The organism is Enterobacter sp. 22466 (assembly GCF_052044775.1).
In the GTDB taxonomy this organism is placed as follows: Bacteria; Pseudomonadota; Gammaproteobacteria; order Enterobacterales; family Enterobacteriaceae; genus Enterobacter; species Enterobacter dissolvens.
Map to the genome: position 1 here is coordinate 25,194 of NZ_JBQENX010000001.1, position 12,156 is coordinate 37,349.

The following is a 12,156-nucleotide window of genomic DNA, read 5'->3' on the forward strand; positions in this document are numbered from 1 at the left end:
ATTTGATAAATGAAAGTAACCCTTAATAAGTTTAAAAAAATAAACCTGGCGTGTGCTATTACTGCCGCGCTCAGCGTATTGATATCCAGCACTGCATATTCAGCAGAACGCGTGAAGCACGTCATCGATATACCGGCAGATGTCAAAACCGCTTCAGGGAAGACGGCACCACAGCCCTACCGCCCGGTCGCAGATGTGACACCGGAACAGGCACAAATTGTGGTTTATTACCCTGAGGGGAGCGTACCCGCGACGATCTACGTCGACCGCGAGCTGCAGTCGGTACTGCTGCCGGGGCAATTTACCGTCCTGTGCGCCGCGCCAGGCACGCATGCGGTGGAGTCCTGGTTCAACGATCACCCTGCTTATCAGGGGAAACAAAATCCTCTGCAACAGCTCAATGCCGAAAGTGCGCAAACCTATTTTATTCAGGTTAATCCAGGTACGGCAGGAAATACGGCGGCCCTGGAAGAGCGTTCTAAGGCTGAAGCCCTGTTGAGTAAAATGCATAAACAGACCAAAATTATTAACCGTGCATCCCAGGTAAAAACCTGTGATTACGTTAATAACAGCGGTGTGGTGCTTATTCAGGAGCAAGTCCTGTTCCGCTTTGCGGCAAGTAATGCGGCAGGGATTTTTGCTGAATCCCGCAATAAGCTGGACGAGGTGGTGAAATTTACCAAAAAGGCGAATAACGTCAGTGAGATCCAGATTGTGGGTTATACCGACGCAATTGGTAGCCGTGAGGCTAACCAGCGCCTGTCTGAAGCACGTGCCGATACCGTTCGTTCATTGCTGATCGAGAAAGGGATTAAACCGGAGCTGATCAATAACACGACGGGCAAAGGAATAGCACAAAGCGCTGAAGGCTGCGGTACCTCTGCCAGCCAGCAAGCGGCAGGATGTAACGTCAATAGCCGTCGCGTAGAAATTTTAGTGAAAAGCCACTAAGTCAGCATCGATACAAAAATACGGATTGCGGAGACGCTTTCCGTATTTTTTTGTGAATAATTTGACGGTGTTATGGAGACACGGGTGACGTGTTAGAGGCGGTGAGGGATTAAGCAGTTTGTGGTTCGTACATCTTAATGTGGGCAATGCTGTAGTACTTTTTCTTTTCTCTGATTATGTCATGGTCAATCGAGGATTTAATGATTTCGCCGCAGGAATAGATTTTCTTTAAAGAGTTAAACCCCAACTGTTTCATTATGCTGTTGCTGTAGGTATAGGTGGTTTTTGGCTTGATGTTATATAAGGTACTGATGTCGTCAATCGTGTAGCCTGAGATCATTAACTTCAGGACACAGAACTCCATATGCGTCAGTTCGATATGTTTTTTGACGATCACGCTTTTGCTGGGGTGACGCTGGGTATGCATTTTCCTGACAATTTCATCGTTGGTCAGATTATTGATATTCACGAGACGATGTTTGTAATGCGAGCAGATGCAGGCGAAAAGCTCCGGAAAGATATCCGAGTGGTAAGCGATGATGATCTCTTCAATGGCGTGGAGGGTTGTTTTCTGTTTTAGTGAGATAAGCCACTGAAAGTAGATGATGTTGCTATAAATAGAGTCAGGAAGCACCAGGTACAAGGTAAAAAAACTATCTTTTTTCATACCTTTTACCCAGTCGTGTAAATGGTGCTGATTATAAAAAGAGAGAATCTCTTCTTTTTTGAACGTATTGGAAAGTAAATGGCGCAATCCGATGTTGCTGAAATGACATCTTGATAATATGACCCGCGACGTATCCATTTTTATCCCTTTGGTTAATGTATTCTGCACGCCTCTTTTTGGTGTAAGATTTGCATGCTAACGATCTTATGATACGGTATGTATATATTTTCATTTTACACGATGTCTCAGGGTTAATATGTGAGAATAGTCCCCGCACAAATGGGAATTGTTTACGTGCCTGATGATTGGACGGCTTTCTATATTAATGATAAGAAAGAGATGTCAGGGGTTAGGATTACTCCACGTCTACAGGACATGCATACTTTTAAGGTTTATCATTTAATCAATTGTGGAATGCCACGCTTCATTCTCTCTGCACCATCATGGGTGATTGATTAATTATAAGGAAATGTCATTTCACCGAAATGGCATAAAGAAAAGTATGAGAAAATTGCCAGCTCTGTTTATTTTCACCACGCTATTTTTACTGGCAGGGTGTCAGATAACCCCCGGAAGCCATATTGATACCGACGGAAAAACGGTTGTCGAAACGCCCGACCCCGATAATATCAATGACGTAAAGGTGAATGTTTACCCCGTTACGCCGGCACTGATTGAGAAATTACGTGAAAACGTCGTGGTCGCCCACGCCAATGCGGAGCTGAATAAACGACTCGAAGCGTATGAGTACCGTATTGGGGTTGGTGACATCATTATGGTCACGGTGTGGGAACATCCTGAGCTTACCACCCCGTCTGGCCAGTATCGTAGCGCCAGCGATACGGGAAACTGGGTCCATTCAGACGGCACTATTTTTTATCCGTACATCGGGAAAATCCATGTTAAGGATAAAACAGTCACTGAAGTCAGAGAGCTGATTACCGAACACCTGGCGAAATACATTGAGTCCCCACAGGTCGATGTGGGGATTGCCGCGTTTCGCTCTCAGAAAGTGTATGTCTCTGGTGAAGTTAATCAGTCCGGGCAGCAGCCCATCACTAACGTTCCATTGACCATCATTGATGCGGTTAATCTGGCGGGTGGGCTGACTGAAAACGCAGACTGGGGGAATGCTGTTTTAACCCAGGGGGGTAAAAAATCAATCATCTCGCTGCAAGCGCTTATGCAGTATGGCGATCTGCAGCAAAACAAGTTGCTCTATTCCGGCGATATTCTGTATATCCCGCGTAATGATGATTTAAAAGTCTTTGTTATGGGCGATGTGGTGAAGCAAACCACCATGAAAATGGATCGCTCAGGCATGACGCTGACCGAAGCGTTGGGTAATGCGGAGGGCATGAATCAATTAACCAGTGATGCCAGCGGTATTTTTGTGATCCGTTCGGAAAACAAACCGGATGCGTCAAAAGGAAAACAGGCAAATATTTATCAGCTTGATGCCAGGGATGCGACGGCGCTGGTGCTTGGCACCGAATTCAGGCTCAAGCCGTACGATATTGTGTATGTGACGACCGCACCGATTGCGCGCTGGAACAGAGTCATTAATCAATTAATGCCAACCATTAGTGGTGTCTACAGCCTGACTGAAACGACGCGCTTCATCAGAAACTGGAGTAATTAATATGAATGGAAGGTATCAGTCCATTCTTGTCGTCTGCACAGGCAATATTTGTCGTTCCCCGGTGGGGGAACGCATTTTGCGTTCTCGCTTGCCCAATATGATCGTGGATTCCGCCGGGATTGCTGCGTTAACGGGGGAAGCGGCAGATCCCGTAATGGTTAACACTGCACGTGAGAATGGCCTTTCATTAGAGGGTCATTGTGCCAAACAACTTACACCGCTGATGTGTCGTGAATATGATTTGATTCTGGCCATGGAGCAAAACCATATTGAAGCCGTGACCCGCCTGGCAATGGAAGCCCGGGGAAAGACATTTTTATTCGGATATTGGCTCCAGCAAATGGAAATTTCCGATCCTTATCGTCGGGGACGAGATATTTCAGGTGTTATTTTTCAACAACTTTTTTCCGCTGCCGAAGAATGGGTCAAGGTTTTCCAGCAGGTTAAATAATCAGGGCTGATTAGAGCATGTTTGACAAACACATTAGCAAATCGCAAACCGATAATGTTCCGCGGGAGGAGGATATTGACCTTCTCCAGATCCTCAAGGTCTTATATTACAGTAAGGTCTGGATAGCGGCGACAACAGTACTGTTTATCGCGGTCGGCATCGTTATCGCTTACTCATTAGCACCAGTCTATAAAAGTGATGCGTTAATTCAGGTTGAGAAGAATGCGTCTACGGGGCTGTTGAATAAGCTCTCTACGATGCTGCCTGAAAGTTCCGGGGTCGCTTCAGAATCTGAAATTTCGTTAATTAAATCGCGGATGGTGATCGGCAAAACCGTGCGCGATCTGGGGCTGGATATCTCGGTGACTGAAAAACGCTATCCGTTTGCGAATGCCCTGCTCCTGCGCTTGTTTGGCAAACCCACGGGTAACATTGAGGTTGCAACTTTAACTGTCCCCGAGGAGTTCCTGAACGAAGCGTTGATCCTGACGGTTACTGCTGCGGGTGAGTACACCCTGCAGGTCGGCGAGGCCGTTTTGCACGGTAAAGTGGGTGTTCCTCTTCACGCGCACGGCATTGATTTTATGATTGAACGTGCCGATCTGACCCAGGACACCGTATTCATTTTACGTAAGCACAATGAATATTCGGTAATTGATGAGATCAAAAACAATATAGTCGTGGATGGAAAATCCGGTGGCAATGGGATGCTGCATCTGAGCATGACCGGTTCCGATCCGGTGATGATCAGCAAAATCCTTGAAACGATCAGCCACAATTATCTTGCCCAGGACGTTGAGCGTAAGTCAGAAGAGGCCAGCAAGAGTCTGGCCTTTGTGAACGAACAATTACTGCAAATCAAAAACAATCTGGTGACGGCAGAAACGAAACTCAATGATTTCAGAAAGAATAATGAGTCGGTGGATTTATCTCTTGAAGCGAAATTCATCCTCGACAATGTGGTATCCATCGATACGCAACTGAATGAATTAACCTTTAAAGAAGCTGAAATTTCAAAGCTCTATAAACGTTCGCATCCGGCTTATAAAGCACTGTCAGAAAAACGTGCGGTACTGCAGGAAGAAAAAGAGAAGCTGAATCAACGTATCAGCACGATGCCGCAAACTCAGCAAGAAATTTTGAGCATGACCCGTGATGTGCAGATGGGGAATGATATTTATATGGTGCTGTTGAACAAGCAGCATGAGCTCAATATTAATAAAGCCAGTACGCTGGGTAATGTTCGTATTATTGACAATGCCGTTACGCAGCATAAGCCGATTAAACCGAAAAAAACGTTGATTGTCATCCTGTCGGCGCTGTTGGGCTTCCTGTTCGCCTCCGGCGTGATTCTGCTACGCAACATGTTAATTAAAGGGATCAAACAACCCGCGGAGCTGGAAAAACGGGGCATCCCTGTCCACGCCGTCGTACCGCTGGCACCTGAACTGACAAAGAGCAGACGCTGCCGGGCGATTACCACCTATCAGTCTGATGAGCTGTTAGTGAAATCGTCGCCAACCTCGCTGGCGGTCGAGGCGATAAGAGGGCTGCGGACCAGCCTTCATTTCGCCATGCTGAAGTCAGAAAATAAAATATTAATGATTTCAGGCACCTCTCCGGGGGTGGGTAAATCCTTCGTCAGTTCAAACCTGGCGGTGCTGATGGCGCAGGCCGGTTCACGGGTGCTGCTGATTGATTGCGATCTGAGAAGGGGATATTTGCACAGCATCTTCTCGCAGGCGGAAGGCCATGTCGGGCTTGCTGATTATCTCTCAGCGAATGTGGCGGTGTCCCAGGTGATAGAAGAGACAGAGTACCAGGGCGTCGATTTTATTGGCCGGGGAAGAATGGTCAATAACCCCGCCGAGCTGTTTATGACGGAGAAATTCCAGGCACTCGTTGCCGCCTGTTCAGCGCAATACGATGTCATTATTCTCGATACGCCGCCTATTCTGAGCGTTACGGATGCCGCGATTATTGGCCGATTTGCCTCAACATCTCTGATGGTCGTCAGGTTCGAACAGAACTCGATCCAGGAGGTGGAAGCGGGGCTGCGTCGATTCAATCAAAACGGGATCGCCATCCAGGGGGTCATATTCAACGGCGTTGAAAAACGCGCTTCGGCCGCCTACAGCTATGGCGATTATTCATACCAGGAGTAATTCATCTCTCTTCTTTTAAGGAATAAGTCTTGACAGGCAGGGAATGTGTAATATTCCTAATGCCTGTGGACTTGTTCCTGGTTAAAAGTTCCCGTTATGTAATGCAGTCTGAATGCCAATTCCAGATAAAAATGCCAGAATTAATACCAAGGAATGCTCTTAAAATCTAAATTAATGAACCATCAGGGAACCACAAGGGGGGATAAACAGTAATCAACGGATATGAAGTAGTTATTTAGAGTGGTGATGTTATATTTTGAAAAAATGTAATGATTCCGAAATAAAGAGTCGATTAAATGAATAGTAATAAAAATAAAGTCTTTCAACTAGAGTTGAAGTGGCATCCTGTTGCCGCTTCTGTGCTACTCGCTCTGCCAATTGTTGCGCACTCAGCAGCGATCAACATCAAGAACGGCGTGGTTTATACTGCCGGGAATGTGCCTGTCATTAACATTAATAAAGCCAACGATAAGGGGCTTTCTCATAATGTGTATGACAACTTAAACGTTGATAAGAATGGGCTTATCTTCAATAACAGCATGACTGAATCAAATACCGTTCTGGCGGGTAAGATTCAGGGGAACAGCAATCTGACGTCCGGGACGGCGAAAGTCATCCTGAACGAAGTCACGTCTAAAAATGCCTCTGCAATTAACGGCATGATGGAAGTGGCCGGCGATAAAGCCGATTTAATAATTGCTAACCCGAACGGTATTACCGTTAACGGTGGCGGCGCCATTAACACCAGTAAACTGACCCTGACAACCGGTACGCCGGATATTCAGAACGATCAGTTAGCCGGTTATTCTGTTAACGGTGGTACCATTACGCTGGGTAAACTGAATAACGCCAGCCCGACGGAAATTTTGTCTCGCAATGTTGTCGTGACCGATAAAGTCACAGCTAACGAGCTGAACGTTGTCGCCGGTAATAACTACGTTAACGCTGCAGGTCAGGTGACCGGTTCAGTAGCCGCAGCCGGAACGCGTAATGCCAACAGCATTGACGTTGCTGCGCTGGGCGGTATGTATGCCAATAAGATTAACCTCGTCAGCACCGAAAGCGGTGTCGGCGTGCGTAACCAGGGCATTATTGCGGGTGGCATCAACGGTGTAAATATTGACGCTAACGGTCAGCTGCTGAATAACAATGCGCGCATTGAGTCCTCTGGTCAGATCAATATTAAAACCAACGGCGCACTGAGCAACGTCACCGGGGATATTACCTCTGTGGGTACCATCGCGTTGGACACCAATAAAAACAGCCTCAACAACAGCCGTTCAGGCAACATTTCGACAATGGGAGACCTCTATGTCAATAGCGGCGCCATTGATAACACCAACGGCAAAATGGCGGCGGCAGGCATGCTGGCTGCGGATACCAACGGCAACACCTTAACCAACTACGGTAAAGGAAATACTGTCGGTATTGAAGCCGGTATCGTGGCGTTAAAAACCGGTACCCTGAATAACAGCAACGGCCAGATCAAGGGCGGGTATGTGGGTCTTGAATCTGCTGCTGTGAACAACAACAGCGGTTTAGTCGACTCCCTTGGCGATGTGAACGTTGTGAGCGGCGGTAACGTCGATAACAACCGGGGCATGATCCGTTCTGCGGGCGGTTTCACCAAGATTGCCGCGAAAGGTACGATTAACAACGGCGCGACCAAAACCGCCGACACGGCCAGCAATGACTCGTTAGGCATTATCGCTGAGAAGGGCGTGCAGATTGCCGCGAACAGCATCAATAACAACGGTGGGCAGATGGCGTCAAACGGCGATATCTCCCTTGAAAGTGCCGGCGCGATTGATAACTACTCGGGCAAACTGAACTCAAACAGCAAGGTTATTGCCAAAGCGGCCTCTCTGCGTAACGATAACGGCGGTGTTGCGGGTCGTACCGGTGTGAGTGCCGCAGTGGGTGGAAACATCACCAACTACATCGGCGTCTTCAGCTCTGAAGAAGGGGATGTTGCCCTGGCATCGAATGCCCTGAACAACCGCGGTGGCTTCATTATGGGACAAAACGTCACCATTAATGCCAACGCAGGGGTGAACAACAACACCGCGTTCATCGTTGCCAGTAAGGTATTGAGCGTCACTGCAGGCGATAACATCGAAAACCGTTACGGTACCGATTTCGGATCCGCATTTGGTACCTACTTCGGCATGCCGCAGCAGAACGGCGGTATGGTTGGTAAAGAAGGCGTCTCGCTGTCCGGGAACTATATCTATAACGGCGAAAGCCGCATCATTGCTGAAAATGGCCCGCTTACAATGCAGGCACGAGGCAGCATTGATAACGCGCGTTCGTTGCTGGTCAGCGGCGGGGATGCCTCCATCAAAGCGGGAAGCACCCTGACGAACAACTACGCAACCATCTACAGCGTGGGCGACCTGCTGATTGATGCGAACAGCGTGAGCAACTACAGCAACGGTGCGCTGGAAGATAACAACGCGACTGGCGTTATCGCGGCAGATAAAAAACTGACCATGAATGTGAAGAACAGCTTCACCAACTATGGCTGGATCAGCAGCCTCGGTGATGCCATTCTCAATATTCTGAACGGTTCTTTAACTAACCGTAATACGCTCTCCGCTGAGAAGTCTCTGACCGTGTCTGCACAGACCGGGGTTGAAAACCTGAAAGATATCGCCGCGGGCGAGCATCTGGTGGTGAACAGCCAGCGTGGTGTAACCAACAACTCCAACAGCAATATGGTGGGTGATAAGGTCACGATCTCTGCGGTCTATGATATTAACAACCGTGGCAATATCGTGGCTGACAGCAGCCTGGCGATGAGCGCTAAAGGCAATATCTATAACGATCTGAATATGATCAGCTATGGTGACATTGCCTTAAGTGCCAATAACATTGATAACGGCTCGCGCAAAATCAAAGCGGTGGGTGATGTCACGCTGACAGCGGCCGGGAATGTGAGCAACAGCCGCGGCGAAATCAGCTCTGAGACTGGCGATATCACTATCAATGCGGGTGGCACCGTAGATAACTACTATGGTCAGCTCCTGTCCGGTAGCGATATTGCGCTGAAAGCGAACCGTCTGAACAACGACTACGGTCGGGTTGCCGCTTACGGCAATATCGATCTGGCGCTGACGGGGTATTTCGACAGCAACCGTGGTTCCGTCCTTTCTCAGACGGGTGATATCACACTGGCTGCCAACACCGTTGATAACAACAACGGTCTGATTGCCGGTAAGAATGTCACCGTCGAGTCAAAAGGTGCGGTTTACAACAACACTGCCATGATCGTGGCGGACAAAAAGCTCTCCGTGAACGCGGCAGGGAATGTTGAAAACCGTGACGGTAACAACTTCGTACGTAATCATGGCGAAACCTTCGGTGTGACGGGCGATGTGGGTGGCATGATTGGCCGTGAAGGTGTCGCTGTTTCCGGTCAAAACGTCTACAACAACAACAGTAGCATCATCGCTGATAACGGTGCGCTGAGCGTGCTGTCTAAAGGGACGCTGGACAACACCCGCGCGATGCTGGTGAGCGGCGCTGACGCCATCATCAAAGCGGCCGGTACGTTCTATAACAACTATGCCACCACCTACAGTGCAGGCAACCTGGATATCACTGCGGGTACGCTGAACAACTACAGCGATGGCAGCATGGAGAGCAACACGGCGACCGGCGTTATCGCGTCAGATAAGAATCTCAATCTGACGGTTGATAACAACGTCACCAACTACGGTTGGATCAGCGGTAAAGGCGATCTGAACTTCACTATCCTGAAAGGTGCACTGACTAACCGCAATGCAATCTCTTCAGGTAACGCTCTGGCGATTAATGCCCTGAACGGTGTTGAGAACTTTAAAGACATCGTGGGTGTGGCCAGCGCGAAAATTGATACTCAGCGTCATGTTACCAATAATGCCAACGGCAATATCCTTGCACAGAATATCGTGATTAATGCCGGTGCCGACATTAACAACCGCGGTAATATTGTGAGCGATTATACGCTGTCTGTGAAAACAGCTGGGAATATCTATAACTACCTCAATATGCTGACGTATGGCGTTGCGGGTGTCACGGCGAATAACGTGACAAACAGCGGTCAGGATGCAGTATTTGGTGGCTTATACGGTATGGAACTGATTACCAATAAAGTGACCAATACCGGCACGATTGTTGGTATGTAATCTAAAAGTGTAACAAAAGGCAGCAGCTATTGTCTGATAGCGCAAAGTCAGCACGAGACCCTGCTGCCTTTTTTTCTGAGAAAGTGAATGGAACTGCGATTTAAATTTTTACTGTCATTGCTGGTAATGTCGTCTCAAGCGTTTGCAGTTGACGATATTAATGCCCTGATTAAACAGCAGCAAAATGCAGATCTAAATACTTTCAAAGAACACAAGGTGTATCGGCAGGATGTTTTCTCCAGCACCGAACGTAAAGTATTTAGACTGGATAAATTACCTGAGGAGAAAAACTGTTTTACCCTTAAAGCACTTGTTCTTGATAATGATTTTTTGAAACGTAAAACCGAAAAGGCGATAAAAAAAGAGATCGTCGGGCGCTGCGTGGGCAGCATCGGTGTGGTGAAAATTGCCGCCGCGTTACAGGATTTTTATATCGATGCCGGTTACATCACGACCCGCATTACGATCCCTTCGCAGAATATTTCGTCTGGCACGCTGAAGCTTGATGTCAATGCGGGGAAAATAGAAAAAATTATTGTCGAGCATAATGATATTAATCCATGGATGCTGCCGTTTGCGAAAGAGGACATCCTTAATATTCGCGATATCGAGCAGGGTCTGGAAAACCTGCAGCAAGAACCCGGCGTGGATGTGAAGATCAATATCGAGCCGGGTACAAAGCACGGGTATAGCACCATTCGCATCAGCACCAACCGGGAAAAACAGTGGAGCGTGCGGGCGAGCTATAACAACTGGGGCGATAAAGCGACAGGAGAACACCTGACCTCTGTGGTGGGCTATCTCTATAACATTGCCCGGTTTAGCGATCTGTTTTATCTCGCCGGAACGAAGAGCACGACGGGTCAGTATCAGAGTGTAAGTGGTTACTATGCCTTGCCGGTAGGCTACTGGAACTATTCGCTGTTTTATAGCAGCAGCAAGTCGCGTCAGGCGATACCGCTCTATTACACCACGGTGGATTACGCCGGTAAGAGTGACTACGGGAGCATTAAGGCGACGCGCACGGTCTACCGGGATAAAAGCCGGAAGGTGACGGGGAATGCCGAGCTGATCCGTCGAAAAGCCAGCTATACCCTTAATGGCGAGGAACTTGTCTTACAGAAGCGTGACATGGATAACGTCAGGTTTGGTGTGAATTACACGCAGCAGCTGGCAAATGCACACTGGGATTCAACGGTATCCTGGCAGCGTTTTGTCACCTGGTTCGGCGCCGAAAAAACGCCGGATATGGTGTATGGCAATGTCAGTCCCGTCAGTCAGCTGGTGAATGTGGAAAGTCGCTATACCCGACAATTTTCTCAAACCGCCTATAGCGCTTTTTTTTTGGCGCAATACGCACCGCGTGAGCTGACGCTGCAGGATCAAATGACGATGGGCGATCGCTGGAGCGTGCGCGGGTTTGAAAATAGCGTTGGCCTGACCGGGAACAGCGGGTACTACCTGCAAAATACATTTTATCGCCCGGTGCGAGGAATGAACGCAAATTATTATGTTGGCGTGGATGCCGGTCATATAAGACGGGACAGTGTCTATGGCGAAGAGATTATCGTCGGCAGCACCCTGGGTATTCAGGGGAGTGTGAAAAGCCTGGCGTACGATTCATCAGTCTCCATGCCGGTTAAATATCCTGGCAGCATGGGCGTGAATAAATTTAATTTTAATCTGAATCTTTCTTATCAGCTTTGAAAGGGAAGCACGATAAATGCGTATCGGCACGGACATTGTGGAAGTTTCGCGCATACAGCGAGCGATAACAAACTGGCAAAGCGATTTTTTACAGCGCGTATTTACCCCGCAGGAAAATATAAAAATTAACCGGGAAGATCCTAACTATGAGCGCGCATCAGGTTTCTGGGCGGCAAAAGAGGCGGTTGTTAAGGCGCTTGGCTGTGGATATCGCGACGGCATCACCTTTAAGGATATTGAAATAAACCATGACGAATTGGGTTGTCCCCATCTTATTTTCTCTGGGCGAGTCAAAGAGCTGCTTATTGAAAAGCAGATGGCGAATGCCTCGCTCAGTATTTCGCATTGTCAGCACTATGCGACAGCCGTTGTCATACTTTATTAACCTAACTAATTGTGAATAT

Annotated in this window: 8 protein-coding genes; 7 read left to right on the forward strand and 1 reads right to left on the reverse strand. The window is 48.0% G+C overall.

The window, feature by feature from the left end; genetic code table 11:
- Nucleotides 1-9 precede the first annotated feature (9 nt).
- On the forward strand, nucleotides 10-951 hold the full coding sequence (locus ACTJJI_RS00080) for an OmpA family protein (RefSeq protein WP_047360743.1): 942 nt from the start codon (nucleotides 10-12) through the stop codon (nucleotides 949-951).
- A gap of 109 nt (nucleotides 952-1,060) precedes the next feature.
- Here the strand turns inward: ACTJJI_RS00080 and ACTJJI_RS00085 are convergent, their stop codons facing one another.
- The gene (locus ACTJJI_RS00085) at nucleotides 1,061-1,756 is read right to left on the reverse strand and encodes a helix-turn-helix transcriptional regulator (RefSeq protein ID WP_047360744.1); all 696 of its coding nucleotides are present in this window, start codon (nucleotides 1,754-1,756) and stop codon (nucleotides 1,061-1,063) included.
- Nucleotides 1,757-2,120: 364 nt separating this feature from the next.
- On the opposite strand from ACTJJI_RS00085, the gene ACTJJI_RS00090 reads away from it, so the two are divergent.
- From ACTJJI_RS00090 to acpS, 6 genes are all read left to right on the forward strand, one after another.
- Nucleotides 2,121-3,260 carry a polysaccharide export protein gene (locus ACTJJI_RS00090; protein WP_014830746.1) on the forward strand — a complete coding sequence of 380 codons (1,140 nt, stop codon included), beginning with the start codon at nucleotides 2,121-2,123 and terminating at the stop codon, nucleotides 3,258-3,260.
- A gap of 1 nt (nucleotide 3,261) precedes the next feature.
- Nucleotides 3,262-3,711, forward strand: coding sequence for an arsenate reductase/protein-tyrosine-phosphatase family protein (locus tag ACTJJI_RS00095; RefSeq protein WP_440652572.1), 450 nt, complete (start codon nucleotides 3,262-3,264; stop codon nucleotides 3,709-3,711).
- A 17-nt stretch (nucleotides 3,712-3,728) separates the two neighbouring features.
- Nucleotides 3,729-5,876, forward strand: coding sequence for a polysaccharide biosynthesis tyrosine autokinase (locus ACTJJI_RS00100; protein WP_440652574.1), 2,148 nt, complete (start codon nucleotides 3,729-3,731; stop codon nucleotides 5,874-5,876).
- Between the two features lie 296 nt (nucleotides 5,877-6,172).
- Nucleotides 6,173-10,045: a two-partner secretion domain-containing protein gene (locus tag ACTJJI_RS00105; protein ID WP_248080871.1), complete on the forward strand. Its 3,873-nt coding sequence runs from the start codon at nucleotides 6,173-6,175 to the stop codon at nucleotides 10,043-10,045.
- A 126-nt stretch (nucleotides 10,046-10,171) separates the two neighbouring features.
- Nucleotides 10,172-11,752, forward strand: a complete 1,581-nt coding sequence (locus tag ACTJJI_RS00110) for a ShlB/FhaC/HecB family hemolysin secretion/activation protein (protein WP_440653534.1) — start codon at nucleotides 10,172-10,174, stop codon at nucleotides 11,750-11,752.
- Between the two features lie 16 nt (nucleotides 11,753-11,768).
- Nucleotides 11,769-12,137 carry a holo-ACP synthase gene (gene acpS, locus ACTJJI_RS00115; RefSeq protein ID WP_014830751.1) on the forward strand — a complete coding sequence of 123 codons (369 nt, stop codon included), beginning with the start codon at nucleotides 11,769-11,771 and terminating at the stop codon, nucleotides 12,135-12,137.
- The last annotated feature ends 19 nt before the right edge of the window (nucleotides 12,138-12,156 follow it).

Excerpts from the sequence above, each read along its gene's own strand:
- ACTJJI_RS00105 (WP_248080871.1), top strand. The coding sequence starts at position 6,173 with ATGAATAGTAATAAAAATAAAGTCTTTCAACTAGAGTTGAAGTGGCAT.
- acpS (WP_014830751.1), top strand. The coding sequence starts at position 11,769 with ATGCGTATCGGCACGGACATTGTGGAAGTTTCGCGCATACAGCGAGCG.
- ACTJJI_RS00080 (WP_047360743.1), top strand. The coding sequence starts at position 10 with ATGAAAGTAACCCTTAATAAGTTTAAAAAAATAAACCTGGCGTGTGCT.
- ACTJJI_RS00100 (WP_440652574.1), top strand. The coding sequence starts at position 3,729 with ATGTTTGACAAACACATTAGCAAATCGCAAACCGATAATGTTCCGCGG.
- ACTJJI_RS00085 (WP_047360744.1), bottom strand. The coding sequence starts at position 1,756 with ATGGATACGTCGCGGGTCATATTATCAAGATGTCATTTCAGCAACATC.
- ACTJJI_RS00095 (WP_440652572.1), top strand. The coding sequence starts at position 3,262 with ATGAATGGAAGGTATCAGTCCATTCTTGTCGTCTGCACAGGCAATATT.
- ACTJJI_RS00090 (WP_014830746.1), top strand. The coding sequence starts at position 2,121 with ATGAGAAAATTGCCAGCTCTGTTTATTTTCACCACGCTATTTTTACTG.
- ACTJJI_RS00110 (WP_440653534.1), top strand. The coding sequence starts at position 10,172 with ATGTCGTCTCAAGCGTTTGCAGTTGACGATATTAATGCCCTGATTAAA.